This is a genomic window from Vibrio sp. GLN_1 (assembly GCF_043106015.1).
Classification (GTDB): domain Bacteria; phylum Pseudomonadota; class Gammaproteobacteria; order Enterobacterales; family Vibrionaceae; genus Vibrio; species Vibrio parahaemolyticus.
Window position 1 is genome coordinate 242722 of record NZ_JBICMD010000034.1, and the last position, 16779, is coordinate 259500.

A 16779-nucleotide genomic window follows, 5' to 3' on the forward strand; every position below is an offset into this window, starting at 1 on the left:
CGTATTAACTATACGAAATATTTCGTACTGGAGCCGTCAACATGGAACGCAACAAGCCACTTCAACTGTTATGTATGTTAGCTGGGCTCCTAGCTTTGGTTGAGGCTCAGTAATCATGAACGAAGCTCAAATCATCTATTACGACTTGCTGCCTGACTACACGGTGTCTGTGTTGGTCAAAGGTTGCGACGAATGGGATTTGCTTAAATCCATGTCTCACCTTGAGTCTTGGGCTTCCTCTCAGTTCACTTCTTATGAGTTGGTGTCTATCACCAACACGACTGTTGAACAACGTATCAATTTGGGGGTGTTCGATGACTACTGCAACTAACATCCTCAAAAAGTTCGATGAGCAAAGCGTTCATATTGATTACCTGTGTTTTACGTTTGCCGTGAAAGACTTACGCCATTGTCATGATGCGGTTCGTCGATTGCACAAGCATGAAGAATACAAAGGCTTTGCCAAATCAGGACTGTTACAGCGTCACTGTCGAGCGCCTAAGTTCCCTGCTCCACCTGTGTTTAATCCGACGGTCGCTAAGACATCTGAAGAAATTGAAGCGTACAACAAAGCGTTTGAACTCTGTTACCGCAACTACTTGGAAGATTGCTTGCGCATCTTCACCAATCAAGTGCTTGGGTTGTCGTTGTCTGCGCCTCGCGGTTTGGGTTTCCAGTTCTACACCGAATCCATGAAACTGACGTCGCCAGATGGTGAGGACTTCTGCGGCTTCGTTGGTATCGGCGGTAACAATGACACGGTGCATTTCCAAATCAACGGAACGGGATGCAAGCATGTATTTGCCCGTCGTCCTACGTGGTCGCTGCATGACTGGCTGACCAATGTACTTGGTGTGCAAACTCTGGCGCGTGTTGACTTGGCCTATGACGATTACGACGGCATTTTTGATTGCGAATACGCTTACAAGGCGTGGCGTGACGACTGTTTCAGAACGGCTGAACGTGGTCGTGGTCCTGTGCTTCATGAAGATATGACCATTGCCAGTATCGGCAAAGATGGGAAACCGATTTACACCAAAGAACAATACTCAATTGGTTCGCGTACTTCGCGCATTTACTGGCGTATCTACAACAAGGCTCTTGAGCAGAAACTCGCGAACACTGGCCTTGTCTGGTATCGCTCTGAGGTCGAGCTTAAAAAATGGAATGTTGATGTGTTGCTGAATCCGGCTGGCGCGTATGCCGCGCTCAATGATTTCGCCGCCTCGATTTCTACTGCAAAGAAATTCAATACCAAACCCGTCCCGACGAAACGCGCGGCGTTAGACCTGTTGGCCTCTGCGCACTGGATGCGCCGCCAGTACGGGAAAATCCTTAATTCACTTATCGAATTCCATGAGGGCGACATTGAAACCGTCGTTGGTTCCCTTGTCCGTGATGGAACGAAATTCACCTTCCCCGATACCTACGGCAAGTTGGTGACTCACATATTGGAGACTTAACAAATGGCTAAATCCGTTTTTGTACTTGGCATGGATATCACTTGGAACTCAGCACGTGGTGACAGTGCTCAACTGAACGTGTCACGACCTCTACGTGAAATCAACTCGGAGAAATTCAAACGCCGCACTATCGGTGAATCCGGTGATGTGAATCCCCAATGGGATCAACCTTTGATGATTGACCATGAATATGCCCTGCTTCTTGAGCGCACTGGTGCTCTCGTTCCTCGCCGTGAATACCAATTGCGCTTGGAGATTAATCCAGACGATCCATTGGCGGGCGCTATCGTGACTGAGCTTATTCCAGTCGACCAAGAAATTAAGAAGCACTTCGAGGCTTCAATGAAACCCGTTCAAGGCTAAAAAATGTCTGTATGCGTCACTGTCGTTAACCAGTATGGCAATTTGAAAGCAACGAAAACGCCTGTTGCGGATTGCCAAGAATACGTGCTGATTTCGGCGGTGGACTACCAAGAATATAAGGAGCCAGTCCTATTTAACGGAGACTTGTTCCTGTATGTCAGTGGCGTGCTCTTGATCAACATGGTCGTTGGTCACTGGGTGGGTCGTGTTGTTCGCCTTATGAGTAAAAGGTAAATCTTATGAAAAAACTAGAACTTGTTGTAAATAACGTAAAACACGCAGTAGTAAACAAAAAGACCGCAGCTGGCGCTGCACTGATGGCTGCGTCTGTCTCTCCGGCGTTCGCTGAAGTCGATATCACGGGCGCAATCAACTCTGCGGTATCCGGTGGTCAAGCTAACGTATCACTGGTTGTTGCGGGTCTGATTGGTATGGCTGCGCTGGGCTTTGGTGTGACCATGGTTGTTGGCTTCTTGCGTCGCTAACGGTTCACCTCTATGCCTCCTTTATCGGGTAATTTACTTGGAGATGTTCTCGCTATCGTTCTAGGTGTTGCCTTTGCGGGGGCATTCCTCCACGGCTTTGTGAGTGGCATCAATACTCACTAATCAACGGATAAAGGGAGCTTCGGCTCCCTTTTTTAATGGTGCAAATGTGAATAAGTCACTCTTTTTACTTTTGTTTTCGTGCTTGTTCTTATCACTTAATGCAAGCGCAGTTCAACCAACTTACAGCGCTAGCGATGTTGCCGCTTATCCTAACTGTAACTTGTCCTTGGGTAAAAGGGTTAACCCTTACTCGTATGTTTCTTGTTATGAAAATAAGTTTGTTAACTACAAAGACTTCTATACGACATCATGCTCTATAGAGAGTAGTAAATTCGCTTTGATGATTATTTGTAACACAACCAGTCCCAGTTACCCGAGGTATCACGCTGCAACGTTTCTTCATCGTACCGCTAAGTGTCCAGCAGACCATGAAAAAGTAGAGGATGGTGATGGTTACACCTGTGAACCTATCGTTCCTGAATGTGAACTTGGCGAAAACCCAGACGGCTCATGTATGGATGCTTGCCAGTTCAAACAGTCCATTGGTGATACAGTGAAATTGCATTGGCACCCTGCGGTTTACGGCGAACTGGTGACGGGCGCTTGCTACGGTGACTACGGTGCCACTCGATGCGAAATGACCAAAAACGAATCTACCATTATTTGTACTGGCGTTCCTGATGGACAGTACACGCCCGACTCTCAATGTTCTCTCAAGTTCGCGTTCACTGGTCGTCAGTGTGAAGGTGGTACTTTGTTTTGGGGCGATAAGGGACCGGATGAACCCATCATTCCACCCGATGAACCGGAAGACCCAACCCATGACCCTGACGACCCAACAGGCGAGATTGAAGACCCAAGTGTCCTACCCGATGATTCAACCAACACGGTCAATCCCGGTGTCGTTGATGATAAACCGGACGTAGAAGACCCTGATACGGATGAATCGACAGACACGGCAGTCCTTTCTGCTATTAAAGGGCTTAACGTGGATGTGAACAAAGGCATTCATGATCTTAACGTCGATATCAACCAGTCACACGCGGACATCACCAACGCGGTCATTGATGTGAAAGGCTCTTTGGTTGATAACACTCAAGCCATTCAAGAGCAGCAAATCAATGACAACAAGATTTATAAAAACACCAAGGCACTCATCCAACAGGCCAACGGCGACATCACTACGGCGGTGAACAACAATACCAACGCCACCATTGGTATTCGTAACGATTTAAAAGGGCTTGGTGATTCCGTGGGCGAACTCGATAGCAGCTTAAATGCGATTGAGGGTCTATTGACAGGCTCTGAGTTTGGTACACCTACGGGCACCGCTATCACTGGCGAAATCTTCACGGCAGAAGACTTTGCCATCCTGCAAACCACGATAGATGAAAAAGCCGAATACATCCAAGGCTATGTGGACGACATCAAAGGCTTAATCACTATCGGCACCAACTTCAATAACGGCACATTAAGCGACAAGTCTTTTAACATCAAAGGCGCAACCGTTGAATCAGGACTACAGCGTTTTGATGCGGTATCGGGGTATGTGCGCCCTGTCGTGCTGTTCATTTGTGCCTTAATCGCCCTTTGGGTTCTGTTTGGTAATCGGAGTAAATAACATGGAATACATCTACTCAGCATTAGAGTTTATTGCCAACATTGGGCAAACCTTTCTCGACTTCTTTGATGTGGCGATTGAATGGATAAAGAACGTGTTTGAATACGGCGCGATGTGGCTTATCTCAGTATGGTTCGATATCAAGATTGCCTCGATACAAATCGCACTCAAGATTGCGCAGCTGCTGCTCGAAGAATATGGCGTCTATACGCTTGTCGAAGACCGCTTTAATGCGCTTCCCTCTGATGTCCGTTATATCTTGACCGAATACGGCGTCACCTCTGGGCTACGTGTCATCTTTGATGCGTTCGCTACGTCTTTAGTTATGCGTTTCTTTAACTGGTGATTGAATGGCTACTTCATTTCGATACGGTCACGGTGGCTCTTACAAATCGGCTTGCGCCGTGTGGTTTGACTTATTGCCTGCACTGCGTGAAGGTCGAATTTGCATTACCAACATTCATGGCATGCAACCACTTGAAGTGATTGAACAACGCCTTGGTGAGAAGTTTCCTGATACAGCTCGGCTCATTCGCATTAGCTCTCGCAATCCTGAAGGCTTCGAGCTTTGGAAATACTTTTTCTGTTGGGCGCCCATTGGGGCGTTCATCCTCATTGATGAGTGTCAGCAAATCTTCTCGGTCAATGCAGGTTTCAAAATGGCGAACATACACAAGCGCCCTTTTACTGATTTTGAGCCTCACTTACCGGAAGGATTCTCCGAGCTTTTTCACTCTCGTTGGCTAACGATTGATACATCCAGCTTGGACAATGGCGAGATAGATGATTGCCAACGCACACGTTTTGATGAGCAAGGACGCATCATCTATCCCGAGAACTTTAACAACGCCTTTATGGAGCACCGGCACTACAACTGGGACATTGTGTTGCTCACGCCTGACTTTGCTCAAATCCCGAAAGAGTTAAAAGGTGTTGCGGAGTTGGCCAAGCAACATAAGGGTAAAGATGGGATCTTCTTTTCCAACCGGAAACCGCGCATTTTGGAGCATGACCCAACTCGAACGGTCACCAAACCAAGCAAAGACGATGTGGTTTATAACCTCAAGGTGCCGCTTGATGTCCACCTACTCTACGCCTCGACCGTCACGGGGCAAATCACCAAGTCGGGGCTTGGAAAGAACATCTTTCTTAACCCGAAATTCTTAGCAGCTATGGCACTGGTCGTGCTTTCATTTGGGTACTTAGTTTATGCGCTTATTGGTATGGTTTCTGATTCTGAGACGACAACTGCGGAAGGAACGCAGCTTCATCAAACTTCGCAGCAAAGTGGCGTTTCGACTTCGCAAGGTCAAGCACGTCCTGGTCAAAGTGGTTCGCCTGGTTCTGTCATGGGTTCTAGTGGTTCTGGCTGTACGGGTTCTGGTTGCGGGAATGAGTCTTATCATGACGTAGGCACCGTTCCTGCTTGGTTCCCACTGGCGAACTCAGAAAGTATCTATGTTTCTGCCGTGGAACGTTGGCATAAAGCCACCTCGATACACGTCAACGTGCATTTTGAGGTTGTCACACCGCGTGGTGTGACTTACCTCGATGACGGATTCCTAAATAAGTTGGGCGTCAAGATGGAATATCTGGACGATTGCCTCGTCCAGCTGTCTCGCGGCGCATCCAATTTCTATGTCACGTGTTCGCCGTATGAGCAATATGCACAACGGCAAGAGCAAGATATTGAACTCAAACCCGTTGGCGGTTTGTTTAGTGGAGACGAAACCTAATGAATGAATACGTAACGCATGGACAGCTCGTTGAAATCATCGAGTTGTTTGATCATCTCTCGATAGTGAATGCAGTCATAGTGGTGCTCGTGTATGACCTTGCGAGATACCTCCTAGGGAAACTGGTCGACTACTTCAATTAAAGGCACGGTGCCAGCCCCGCAGGGATAAGGAGTTGCGGAGCGACGACGAGGCACCAAGCCGCCCACCTTAGCAAAACCTAGCCTCATTACTTAATCGGCGCGGTTAGCAGCCCAAAGCTACTTGGATGCTGCCGCCCTCCTTCCTGCTAGACCAGCCTCGCAGAGACTATCCACACCAAAGGCGCGTTAACCTACCGGAACGCTGCATACTCACAACATCAAAGCTTTGCGAGTGTCGAGCAATGCTTACTCTTCTTTTCTGGGTTCTCTCCGACGGACGCGCGGAGCAAGTGAGGACGGGCTAGGACGATTGCGCGACGTGCGGCGGGAGGTCAAACCCCCGAATCTGTATTACGGGGGTAAATTCCACCATGCTTCAACGGTTCGATTAAATCTTGATTAGGCTATAATAAATAACAAAACACTTATGCAATTAATTTATCTTATTGAAACTATGAAGCCATCTGTTGAGCATATTGCAAGGAAACTGCACAATGTGCGCATAACAGGAAACTAATAGTCGTATAACAAGCGTTAGATGACCTTTAGGTAATTAAGGAGTAATAATGAAATATAGATTAGGTTTGAAAGAAATTACTGAAGATGATGTGAATGCACAGTGTCCGTTTATGCCGGAACCAGAAGATTACCAAATGTATGTAGCTGCTTTCGCTGATGATTTTAATCAGCTAGATATTGTTGAAAGTGCTGTCGTTGAAAATAATAGTGTGATCATCAAGTTAGCTGAGGGAGTTGACATTGAACAACTACGACAAGTAAGTATTTCAATACATCAAAACTACTGGGACTACTTACGAACAACAGGTTTTGAAAAGATCGCTTGACTAACTGTTCAAGAGTGATTCGCAACGCGCGGCATTTGACCACGCGTTTTTTATCTTTGCTACTTGATTCAGTATTTTCTTAGTCGTAGCCTATGTGCGCTAGGTTTTATATGTCAAGGATATGAAATGGCTAAGTTTTTAAATACAAGTGCAACAAACTACTACCTCGAAGAACTGATAAAGAACGCTTCTGAAAGGCTAATCCTCATCAGCCCATTTCTTAAGCTTAATGATCGTATTCGAGAGCTTTTGGAAGACAAAGACCGATTAAAGATAGACATTCGAATTGTTTATGGCAAAAGCGAACTACAACCTGATGAGATTAACTGGCTAAAAGGTCTCTCCTTTGTGCGTACCAGTTTTTGCAAAAACCTCCATGCAAAGTGCTACATGAATGAAAGTGCTTGTATCATTACAAGTTTAAACCTCTATGAGTTTAGCCAAGTAAACAATAATGAAATGGGTATCTTCATTGACCGTGACGAAGACCCCAATGTCTACAAAGATTCGTACGAGGAAGCTCAACGTATCATTCGTATTAGTGATGAAGTTAGAATCTCGTTAGAGAAAGTTCAAGCTGCTAATTTAGATACGGAACTTACTGAAAAGCCTGTTACAGATAATGAACTAATTAAACTCAGCTCCTCTAAGTTAGCTAAAAAGCACAAACTTAAAACAGATGAGTTTCTCAGCTTGTGTGTTAATAAAGGATACTTAACGTTAGATGACGGAAAGCACTCATTAACCGATGAAGGTAAATCCTCAGGTGGTGAGTTTAAATACAGTAAACGTTTCGGTCCATATTTTGTCTGGCCAGAGTCCTTGGAAGTATCGTAACTATTTGGTTCAATATTTTAAAGTGAGTACAGCAAACGTGAAGATTAAAATAAGAGCTATGTTAAGTTTAGCTGCCGCCCTTAGCTTGATAGGTTGCACCTCCACTAACTTCAGTGAATATAAGGATCTACCTGGCCATAAGTCCATAGCTGTTGGCTCTAATGGCGTTATCGCATATTCCTCATCGAATCCCAATGTCGAAACAGCCATTACAACAGCCATTGATAAATGCTCTTCAATCGGTGGCAAAGATTGTAAGTTTATCGATGTTGATGGTTATAGTCCTATTGGTAATAAAACATATATGTATGATGATCGTGCAGCCAGTGTTGATTACCTAGACAAAGCTTCATACAAAGTAAGATATAAATGTGAGCAATTAACAAAAGCGATGGCACAGTCATTATTTCATTCAGGCCATACTTACCTAGATGGAGACTCAGATGGGAAGCCTTGTGAGTCAAACCTTTGGAGCTCATATTATTCAACAGATACCAATAGCAGAAAAGTAAAAGGTACTAACTGTCATTATGTTCGTGGGTATCGAAGAAAAAATGGTACTTATGTCAGTGGTTATACACGTTGTCGTTGATTACAAGGCTCCATTTGGAGCCTTTTTTTATATGATTTTCTTTAATACTCTCGCATACTTCAGAATCTGATGCGCAATACCAATATCATTTGATGCACCTAACTCTAATAAGGCGACTCCAACCAAAACTTGCTGCGCAGTAACCAGCTGCCCTGTTGGAAGCTCTAATCGATCATGCCTCATTACGAAGTTTTCCCAATCTTCACAAGAGCTCAATTCCCTACCCTTATTCATCCTCATCAAGCGCTTACACTCTGGAGGAATGGATTTCCCCTTGTCCCATTCCTTGACCGTCCTCACAGTTTTCAAACAAAGTTTGGCAGCTTCTTCGACGGTTAAACCACATTCAAATTCACGAAAAATATAGTTTTTAGTCATTTCGTGATACTTCATTGAATTGCCCCTCAAAAGAGAGACATTTTATAGGATACGCATATGCAATCGTATTCAACATAAGCGCCCATAATGCGCACTGATGTAGTGGTTCTAATGGGCTTGTAAACACTACAGCAAATCCGGCACAAGCCATTGAAACCAAGCCCATCAAACTTTTTTGAAATTCCTTTCCATACTGCTTTTATCTGCTATCTACGGATTATAGAAAACCAATTGATTTGCGATAACTCGGTCTTGCTTACTGTAAACTGAAGGTTCACGAACCAGTTGTTATATGTATGCGGATATATTTTTCAGGATATTTGTAACGATATCGCTTACCGGTTTTTAAGTTTGAACGAGCAAAACGGCAAACTTTTGTATCTCCGCTTCCAGTAACTCGTTTTACTATTGCTACTTTTCCTTTATGTTCCATTTCAATCATTAAATCGCAATAACCATCATATTGATCGAACTGCTTATCGACTTTCTTTTGTAGCGTCGATTTAATTTTCTTAGCCACTGGATTTGTTTCTGAATCATCGGCCAATGTTGACGCTGTGGGTAACAATAATAAAAATAAAGTGACAACGTATCGCATTCGTAAATCCATTTTTGATAAATGGACTGATTGTAATTTTTTATGCGTCAAATGCTAAAACGGGACACAATTTTGCGTCCCGTTTAACGTAGATAAGTAATTGATATGTCGGCTAAGCTTGTTTCTTGCCTTTATTGGCTTTGAAACCTTGATGAGGAAAAACATTTCGAATTCGTTGTTGAACTTTCTTTGGTACGTCTTTTGAAAAGACCAGCCTCATTCCGGAGCGTTGGTTGTACACTTTGAGTTCACCAGTAAATGGGTCATGCTCGCCAATATCTTGTAAGTTATGTTTAAAAGATGGAGGTATATGCCCTTTTACCTTACTCAAGTGGCCGTCATCAAAACTCACTTTTAACACGGGTCTATCCACGGCGATCAACCAGAATATGACGATTGCAGCAATTAATATCACATATAGCATCTAACACTCCTTAGCTGGATAGTAGCTTACTCAAGTCTTCTTTGATGGACGTAACTTTCTGGCTTGCTTTTTCACTTCTTGAGGCTTCTGAAAGTAGATATTCAATGGCATCAGACAGCGTACACCCCAGTTCATTAGCTCGATTAGATAATTTTTCCCAAACACGGTAATCAAGATCGATCGATTTCTTTTTGGTGTGAACTTGTTCTGCGTTGAAGTGGCGCTTTCGTTTTGCGCGAATTGCCTGCTTGAGTTTGTTCTCTAGCTCTTCAGACATGTGTTTTTCAATCCAAGCTAGCACTAATGTAGGTTCGTGCTCTATGCGTCGTAACTCGGCGATAGCTGCATCAGCTTCACTTGTATCAATATGTCTGGTAATCGCTTCACCATCTTTCCATTTTTTGATTAGATACTTCCACTTCCATCCACACTCTAAATTTTCAAGTTGCTGATATTTCATTCTTTCTGACTCATAAAGCTAACCTGGTGACAGCGTAACCCAGTTATAGTTATTCATCAATGAAAACTCTTTGAAGTATCGATGTTGATCACTCATTTGTCCAAATGATACTCAACGAGTTATTTGCATTTACAACTACACCAATTGGCACTAGGGAGTTCAGAGCCCTTTCGTTATAATGACCGCAATATTGAATAATGATGAAATTAAATGAATCAACTTAATTGGAAAGACGTGACTCCTTCGTTCGAACAGTACGAAGACATTTTAAAATCTGCCTCCTCTCTACCTAAGAAGAAGTTCGTAGAACTTCAACCAAGACTCCTCGCTACTGTTGAACGATTTATGAAAATCAAAGGCTTGACTCGAGTTTTGGTAATAAACTGTGCAGATAATACGGTTTATCGTAAGTGTATTTGTGACGTGGTCACTGACAGTTCAGAGCCTGCAATAATGACAGAATCTTTGGACGCAAAGCTCTTGTTTGATCGCTACAGTGTTGATTTAAAAGGCGATGTTGTAGTTGAAGCTGGATTACTTTCCAAGGCTAACGGCGGGTATTTGATTTTACCAGCGAACCTCATTTTGGCGAATCCCGGATATTGGCCGAGCATTAAGTCTGCCATTCAAGGAAAGCCAGTAAAACCCTTGAATGTAAGCCCTACTCGACTACCTATTTTAACGGCCGATGAAAAAGAATTTGACGTTAAGATTATTGTTACTGGAGATCGTAATCAATTGGCCGACCTTGAGTATGTTGACGAAGATTTTTCAACCGGCCTAACGATGTATACCGAAGTTGAAGAAGATATCCACTTATCTGCAAGTAACTTAGAGTTATATGTAGGTTTGGTGAATTGGATTTGTTCGGAGTACGGTTTCCCATCGTTGGATGAAGGTGCTTTTCAACGGTTACTATTAGCAGGCATGCGTTTAACTGAGGACCAACATTATTTGCCTTTAGGTGTGATGTGGCATTGCCAACTACTTAGCTTAGCTGCTCAGTTTAGCGATCAAAATATCATTGATTATGTGGCGATAGATAAAGCCATCGACGATAAATATTATCGAGAGTCTTACCTTCCTCAACGTGCAGTTTATGACATTCTTGATGGTCAGGTCATCATTGAGACTACTGGCGAACAAGTCGGCCAAATTAACGGACTCACGGTTATTGATATGGCCGGGCATCCTGTCTCTTATGGCGAGCCAGCGCGAATTTCATGTGTTATTCACTTTGGAGATGGTGACATTTCCGATGTTGAGCGCAAAGCTGAACTTGGAGGAAATCTTCATGCGAAAGGCATGATGATCATGCAAGCATTTCTAAGCTCTGCTTTGAATTTGGATGAGCCACTGCCTTACTCTGCGTCTATTGTTTTCGAGCAGTCCTATAGTGAAGTGGATGGTGATAGTGCTTCATTGGCAGAGTTATGTTGTTTGGTAAGTGCACTGTCTGAATCCCCGGTTAATCAACAAATCGCGGTGACCGGCGCGGTGGACCAATTTGGTCGAGTACAAGCGGTAGGCGGTTTAAATGAGAAGATCGAAGGTTTCTATCAAGTTTGTAAACACCAAGGCTTCACTGGTCATCAAGGCGTTATTATGCCTAAATCGAACTTGAAGCACCTTGCTTTACATAAAGATGTCATAGAAAGCATTAAGAATGGTGAGTTCCATATTTGGTCGGTTTCTACCGTTGATGAAGCAATACCAATTCTAATGGGCAAATCATTCAGAGGCGAAGATGATAGCGTCATCGGCAAGATCGCCGAACGTATTGAAAATTTTGAAAGACATGAGCATCCAGAAGGAATTGTGCAGCGCATCAAAAACTGGTTTGTCTAGTACTGATCGGAGTTGTTTAGCGTACACGTGTTCACTAACATGCATCTGTCAAAAATTGGAGTAATTGATAATGCAAAACAAACGTGATTCTTACAACCGTGATGATCTTCTTGCTTCTAGCCAAGGCGAGCTTTTTGGTCCGGGTTACCCACAACTTCCTGCACCAAACATGCTAATGATGGACCGAGTTACTAAAATGTCTGAAACAGAAGGTGATTTTGGTAAAGGTTTAATTCTTGCAGAGTTGGATATTACTCCAGATCTTTGGTTCTTCGATTGTCACTTCCCTGGTGACCCTGTAATGCCAGGCTGTCTCGGTCTAGATGCCATGTGGCAGCTAGTGGGCTTCTTCTTAGGTTGGGTCGGCGGCAAAGGCAAAGGTCGAGCTCTTGGCGTTGGTGAAGTGAAGTTTACTGGCCAAATTCTGCCAACTGCTAAGAAAGTAACGTACGAAATTCATATGAAGCGCGTTGTGAACCGTAAACTAGTGATGGGTTTAGCAGACGGCCGCGTATGCGTTGACGGCAAAGAAATTTATGTTGCGAAGGATCTTAAAGTTGGCTTATTCCAAGATACTTCGAGCTTCTAGTTACCCTTCTCTATAAATTTTTAAGGCCCCTATCTGGGGCTTTTTTATACTTAGTAATTACGAGAAAAGGCTCTCTACGAGCCCTTTCGAATCCTTCTGTTGTATGTGGAGAGTTATTTATAGAGACCAGATTGTTTTTCATCTCTGGCATCACGCCAACCACCTAACCAATACGACCGAGCGTCTACTTGTTGATACGGGCAAGCCTCTTGAGACCTTCCATTCAACCCAGCTTTATAGCCTTGAGATTGAGCTCGTTCTAGGCGATCACGCTTTTGTCTCTTCATAGTTAATTCCTCATACAGGTCCATTTACTAACGTACAGCTGTTATTGTGAAACTTTGGTGGAGTTTTTATGACTCCACTTATAAGAATCGATCAAATTGCGCGATTTCTCAAGGCATAAAAAAAGCAGAGACTCAATTCTGTGAGCCTCTGCTTGAATTAAAAATTACTGACTATTTTCTACGGAACCCAAACAAACCAAGCATGGTCAAAGCTAACCAACCAAGGCCTGCGCCTTGACGTTCAGCGCTGTCTGATTCCACGCTTCGCGCTACGATATCTTCTTTCGTTTGGTTAGGAATTGGCATTAATTTCACTGCAACAATTTCTTCAGTACCATTACAAGAAGCGTTATGCGCTGTAGAGTTATACCCGCCTGCACATTTCATAGCAGTAGCCGATATTACACCTGCATCATTAATATCTGTTGCATCAATAATACGGAATGCGTTATTTGCCTCTGAATATTCGCCACCGTTTGTCAATGTATCTAGGAACCACGCTTTACCATCAAACAGTGTTTCAGCTCTCACATTGTTTGCATCATCTTGGATGTATGGATAAATGAAACCACGCTTACGACGAGGTTTGCCATCATCTTCACGGGTAGATTCCGCATCTAACTGACCCACAATTTCGTTGTAAGCGTTGATACCACCCATTTTACCGCCCGCACCGTTGAAGAAGATGCCCGTCGTTGGGTAAATAGCACTGAGAGATGCAGAACGAACATCATCAACAATAAACAAACGATTTGGCGCAGAACCCGTTGGCATCAAGTACCCACCGGAACGTTTTGCTTCACCGATAGCTACGAAGTTTGAGTTTACATCAGTAAGTCTGGAGTTGAGGTGAACTGTTTCATCGCCCTCTTTTTGTCTCGCTCCTGCAACCACTTTGCTTTCCCAGGTGACGTTGGCAATGGAGGTTTCCGATTCTAACTTGCCAACAAATACGGTCGCGTTTAGATAATTATCATTGGCATATGTGTTGTAACCAACACCATACACGGTCGTACCATCTACTACGAGATCACGCATGCTCCCTTGAGCAAGTCTTTCGCCGTCTTTTGACGTCCCACTTTGCCAAGGAACTTCACTGATAACTTTAGTTTGATCCCAAATAGCGGCTTTGGAGGTATGGTGAGTGCCATTAGTATTACTTGCAGTTCTGGATACGCTTCCAACCGTAAATACACCATCCGTATTCCATGCGTGGCTTTCTACTACACTCGCTTCGCTATCTCCAGTAACAATATTTGGAAGAACGGGAGCTACGATGGTATTGCGCGTTTTTAAAGAAGATGAGTCTTCTTTGATACTCTGGTTACCGACAGCCTTACCGTCAGCTGTTAGGCTATTGATGATATTGTTGTATTCGTTTACGTAAGCGCTACCGTCATTTTCGACAAATGCTTTAGCATTTGGGGTGAAATCTCTACTTAGCTCTTTACTCCATGGAGTCCAGTTTACTGAAGCCCATGATTCACAGGTAGAATAGCGAAGTTGGTTAAAACAGTAGCGCTCAAAGTCCTTATACTCTTGGATGTAGTAAAACCCTGCATCCATCGCAAAAGGGATTTCTTCGCGGTAGCTATTACCATCAACTTCTTGGCTTGCAGATATTGGTGTCGTACGAGTTTCAATAGCAAGCTTAAATTGCTCTGGAGTGCAGTTTGCCGTCGCATCAAAGCAACCTAGGGCAAATGGAGAGTCTGTTGACGCATCGATTACATCACCCTGTTGAATGGCAACACCATAAGCGGTTTGATAATCAACAACATCGCCGTTCACTTCTGGCGATACTTCGATGACTTGATACAATGCTGCGTTTGCGTTCATTGCGGTACCCACCATCAAAGCGACAGCGGTTAACTTGAATTTGTTACTACAATTCATTGAATTCTTAACTATCCTGTTGCATTGCTTCGAGTTCTTCCCATCTCTCGAATGCGATTTCTAACTCCTGCTCTAAAGCAGCAAGTTGTTCCAATACCGGTTGAGTCTGCTCGACTGGCTTAGCGAAAAACTCAGGGTCATTCACTTGTTCTTGCAGAGTTTCAATATCCGATTCTAACTGTTCTAGCTTAGCTGGAAGAGCTTCTAATTCTCTTTGCAGCTTATACGATAACTTCTTAGAGTTGTTCTTAGGTTGAGTTGTTTTGGGAGTTTCCTCAACCACTTTCTCTTTTTTCGCTGGTTTTTCCGTCGAAAAACGAACTGCAAGTGCTTGATCACGTTGCTGCTTCGCATCGTGATAACCACCCACGAACTCTTCGATTACACCGTCACCTTCAAAAATCCAGCTAGTCGTTACTGTATTATCAACAAACTCACGGTCGTGACTTACTAACAGCAACGTACCCTGATAATTGGCAAGCATTTCTTCTAAAAGTTCCAACGTTTCTATATCCAAATCGTTGGTTGGCTCATCAAGAATAAGTAAGTTATTAGGTTTCAGTAAGATACGAGCGAGCAACAATCGGTTTTTTTCTCCGCCAGATAAGGCTTTAACTGGCGTGCGAGCGCGCTTTGGTGCAAACAGAAAATCTTGAAGATAGCTTAAAGCGTGACGCTGACGACCACCTACCATTACTTCCTGCTTACCGTCCGCTAAGTTGTCGATAACAGTTTTCTCAGGGTCGAGGATCTCACGGTATTGATCGAAGTAAGCGACTTCAAGCTTGGTACCACAATGTAAGCGACCCGATTGAGCTTCTAGTTGCCCAAGCAATAACTTCAGTACGGTACTTTTACCACAACCATTTGGACCAATAAGGGCAATACGATCGCCGCGCATGATGTTGAAGCTGAAGCTATCAACAATTTGCTTACCGTCGTAAGCAAAAGACACATTCTCTGCTTCAAAGACGATTTTGCCTGAGCGTGACGCATCATCGATATTGAGATTAACTTTACCCTGCACTTCTCTGCGGTCGCGACGCTCTTCACGAAGTTTCTTAAGTGCTCGTACGCGTCCTTCATTACGAGTACGACGCGCTTTAATACCTTGGCGAATCCACACTTCTTCTTGAGCCAGTTTCTTGTCGAACTCAGCGTTTTGCATCTCTTCAACACGAAGCATCTCTTCTTTCTCAAGCAAGTAATTGTCGTAATCACCAGGGAAAGAGGAAAGTTGCCCGCGGTCCAAGTCGACAATACGTGTCGCCATAGATTTAATGAATGCGCGGTCGTGGGAAATGAAGATAATCGAACCTTTGAAATCTTTCAGGAAGTTCTCTAGCCATTCGATGGTTGTGACGTCCAAATGGTTGGTTGGTTCGTCAAGTAGTAATACATCAGGGTCACAAACTAGAGCGCGAGCTAATGCCGCCTTGCGTTGCCAGCCGCCAGATAAGTCACGAAGTAATGTGTCTGGACTTAACTTTAGGGCACTAAGTACGTTTTTAACTCGGTCATCAAAACGCCACGCATTTGAATGATCCAATTGTTCTTGAGTTTTTGCTAAGCGGTTGATGTTCTTTTCGCTTGGGTCTTGCGCAACAAGATCAAGAAGATCATGGTAGATCTTAAGCTGTTCGCCAATTTCCGCTAAGCCACCAGAGACATACTCATAAACAGTACCTTCTTGGTTGCGTGGTGGATCTTGCTCCAAACGAGAAACAACAACATCTTGTGTTATTTGAATTTTGCCGTCGTCCAGTAAGATGTCGCCAGCAAGTACTTTCATCAACGTTGACTTACCGGCACCGTTTCTCCCTACTAAACAAACACGCTCATTTTCCTGCAAAGCAAACTCTGCGCGGTCTAATAGCGGATGATCACCGAAAGCAAGTTGCGCGTTATGAATGGTAAGTAATGCCATTATTTTCCAACCAATTTTTGAGTTCATCTAAATCGAACGGCCAGTTCAACTCAGAATCTTGATATTTTAATACGGGAATCGTTACGCCGTAACGAGAAAACAGTTCATCATCGAATGCGATATCGATAATATCTGCTTGTTCCGCCAGGCCGACCTGGCTTACTAGAGCAAATGCCATCTCACAAAGATGGCACCCCTCTGTGCTATACAATGTCAGCACTTAT

Annotated in this window: 22 protein-coding genes and 1 pseudogene; 14 read left to right on the plus strand and 9 right to left on the minus strand. The window is 43.9% G+C overall.

The window, feature by feature from the left end; genetic code table 11:
* Positions 1-115 precede the first annotated feature (115 nt).
* The 12 genes from ACF8OV_RS14790 to ACF8OV_RS14845 all read left to right on the plus strand — a co-directional run bounded on the left by ACF8OV_RS14790 (position 116) and on the right by ACF8OV_RS14845 (position 8148).
* Positions 116-331 carry a hypothetical protein gene (locus tag ACF8OV_RS14790; RefSeq protein ID WP_005477640.1) on the plus strand — a complete coding sequence of 72 codons (216 nt, stop codon included), beginning with the start codon at positions 116-118 and terminating at the stop codon, positions 329-331.
* On the plus strand, positions 315-1463 hold the full coding sequence (locus ACF8OV_RS14795; RefSeq protein ID WP_053303057.1) for a replication initiation factor domain-containing protein: 1149 nt from the start codon (positions 315-317) through the stop codon (positions 1461-1463). Before ACF8OV_RS14790 ends, ACF8OV_RS14795 begins: the two co-directional genes overlap by 17 nt.
* A gap of 3 nt (positions 1464-1466) precedes the next feature.
* Positions 1467-1826: a DUF1293 family protein gene (locus ACF8OV_RS14800; RefSeq protein ID WP_193291559.1), complete on the plus strand. Its 360-nt coding sequence runs from the start codon at positions 1467-1469 to the stop codon at positions 1824-1826.
* A 3-nt stretch (positions 1827-1829) separates the two neighbouring features.
* Complete coding sequence (locus ACF8OV_RS14805) at positions 1830-2060, plus strand: hypothetical protein (protein ID WP_005477619.1); 231 nt, start codon at positions 1830-1832, stop codon at positions 2058-2060.
* A gap of 5 nt (positions 2061-2065) precedes the next feature.
* Positions 2066-2311, plus strand: coding sequence for a hypothetical protein (locus ACF8OV_RS14810; protein WP_017636218.1), 246 nt, complete (start codon positions 2066-2068; stop codon positions 2309-2311).
* 169 nt (positions 2312-2480) lie between these two features.
* Positions 2481-3995, plus strand: a complete 1515-nt coding sequence (locus ACF8OV_RS14815; RefSeq protein ID WP_140204329.1) for a hypothetical protein — start codon at positions 2481-2483, stop codon at positions 3993-3995.
* A gap of 1 nt (position 3996) precedes the next feature.
* Positions 3997-4341 (plus strand): DUF2523 family protein, encoded by a 345-nt coding sequence (locus ACF8OV_RS14820; RefSeq protein WP_017636216.1) that lies wholly within the window; start codon positions 3997-3999, stop codon positions 4339-4341.
* Between the two features lie 4 nt (positions 4342-4345).
* Positions 4346-5731 (plus strand): zonular occludens toxin domain-containing protein, encoded by a 1386-nt coding sequence (locus ACF8OV_RS14825; RefSeq protein ID WP_012842279.1) that lies wholly within the window; start codon positions 4346-4348, stop codon positions 5729-5731.
* Entirely contained in the window at positions 5731-5874 is a 144-nt protein-coding gene (locus tag ACF8OV_RS14830; protein ID WP_020840617.1) for a hypothetical protein, read from the plus strand. The genes ACF8OV_RS14825 and ACF8OV_RS14830 overlap by 1 nt, the downstream gene beginning before the upstream one ends.
* Before the next feature lie 566 nt (positions 5875-6440).
* The gene (locus ACF8OV_RS14835; RefSeq protein WP_042520887.1) at positions 6441-6719 is read left to right on the plus strand and encodes a hypothetical protein; all 279 of its coding nucleotides are present in this window, start codon (positions 6441-6443) and stop codon (positions 6717-6719) included.
* Between the two features lie 126 nt (positions 6720-6845).
* The gene (locus ACF8OV_RS14840) at positions 6846-7556 is read left to right on the plus strand and encodes a phospholipase D family protein (protein WP_047101101.1); all 711 of its coding nucleotides are present in this window, start codon (positions 6846-6848) and stop codon (positions 7554-7556) included.
* A 37-nt stretch (positions 7557-7593) separates the two neighbouring features.
* Positions 7594-8148: an excalibur calcium-binding domain-containing protein gene (locus ACF8OV_RS14845; protein WP_152665653.1), complete on the plus strand. Its 555-nt coding sequence runs from the start codon at positions 7594-7596 to the stop codon at positions 8146-8148.
* Positions 8149-8175: 27 nt separating this feature from the next.
* Here the strand turns inward: ACF8OV_RS14845 and ACF8OV_RS14850 are convergent, their stop codons facing one another.
* The 5 genes and pseudogenes from ACF8OV_RS14850 to matP all read right to left on the minus strand — a co-directional run bounded on the left by ACF8OV_RS14850 (position 8176) and on the right by matP (position 10008).
* Positions 8176-8541 (minus strand): phage protein, encoded by a 366-nt coding sequence (locus ACF8OV_RS14850; protein ID WP_047101098.1) that lies wholly within the window; start codon positions 8539-8541, stop codon positions 8176-8178.
* Positions 8519-8711, minus strand: a pseudogene (locus tag ACF8OV_RS14855) (DUF3693 domain-containing protein); the annotation flags it as partial. The gene ACF8OV_RS14850 and the pseudogene ACF8OV_RS14855, both read right to left, overlap by 23 nt.
* 89 nt (positions 8712-8800) lie before the next feature.
* Entirely contained in the window at positions 8801-9124 is a 324-nt protein-coding gene (locus ACF8OV_RS14860) for a hypothetical protein (protein WP_005457460.1), read from the minus strand.
* Between the two features lie 112 nt (positions 9125-9236).
* Complete coding sequence (locus ACF8OV_RS14865) at positions 9237-9548, minus strand: DUF3634 family protein (protein WP_005494983.1); 312 nt, start codon at positions 9546-9548, stop codon at positions 9237-9239.
* 10 nt (positions 9549-9558) lie between these two features.
* Complete coding sequence (gene matP / locus ACF8OV_RS14870) at positions 9559-10008, minus strand: macrodomain Ter protein MatP (protein WP_005457449.1); 450 nt, start codon at positions 10006-10008, stop codon at positions 9559-9561.
* 210 nt (positions 10009-10218) lie between these two features.
* On the opposite strand from matP, the gene ACF8OV_RS14875 reads away from it, so the two are divergent.
* On the plus strand, positions 10219-11856 hold the full coding sequence (locus tag ACF8OV_RS14875; RefSeq protein WP_203505039.1) for a Lon protease family protein: 1638 nt from the start codon (positions 10219-10221) through the stop codon (positions 11854-11856).
* 70 nt (positions 11857-11926) lie between these two features.
* On the plus strand, positions 11927-12445 hold the full coding sequence (fabA, locus tag ACF8OV_RS14880; RefSeq protein ID WP_005390081.1) for a bifunctional 3-hydroxydecanoyl-ACP dehydratase/trans-2-decenoyl-ACP isomerase: 519 nt from the start codon (positions 11927-11929) through the stop codon (positions 12443-12445).
* A gap of 113 nt (positions 12446-12558) precedes the next feature.
* Here fabA and rmf read toward each other — a convergent pair whose 3' ends face one another.
* The 4 genes from rmf to ACF8OV_RS14900 form a co-directional block, all read right to left on the minus strand.
* A complete protein-coding gene (gene rmf, locus ACF8OV_RS14885) occupies positions 12559-12732 on the minus strand; it encodes a ribosome modulation factor (protein ID WP_005494976.1) in 174 nt (57 codons plus the stop codon).
* A gap of 171 nt (positions 12733-12903) precedes the next feature.
* Positions 12904-14628, minus strand: a complete 1725-nt coding sequence (locus tag ACF8OV_RS14890) for a DUF3466 family protein (protein WP_024699849.1) — start codon at positions 14626-14628, stop codon at positions 12904-12906.
* 7 nt (positions 14629-14635) lie between these two features.
* On the minus strand, positions 14636-16555 hold the full coding sequence (locus tag ACF8OV_RS14895; RefSeq protein ID WP_203505041.1) for an ABC transporter ATP-binding protein: 1920 nt from the start codon (positions 16553-16555) through the stop codon (positions 14636-14638).
* Positions 16533-16775: a glutaredoxin family protein gene (locus ACF8OV_RS14900; protein WP_031792309.1), complete on the minus strand. Its 243-nt coding sequence runs from the start codon at positions 16773-16775 to the stop codon at positions 16533-16535. Before ACF8OV_RS14900 ends, ACF8OV_RS14895 begins: the two co-directional genes overlap by 23 nt.
* Between the last annotated feature and the right edge of the window lie 4 nt (positions 16776-16779).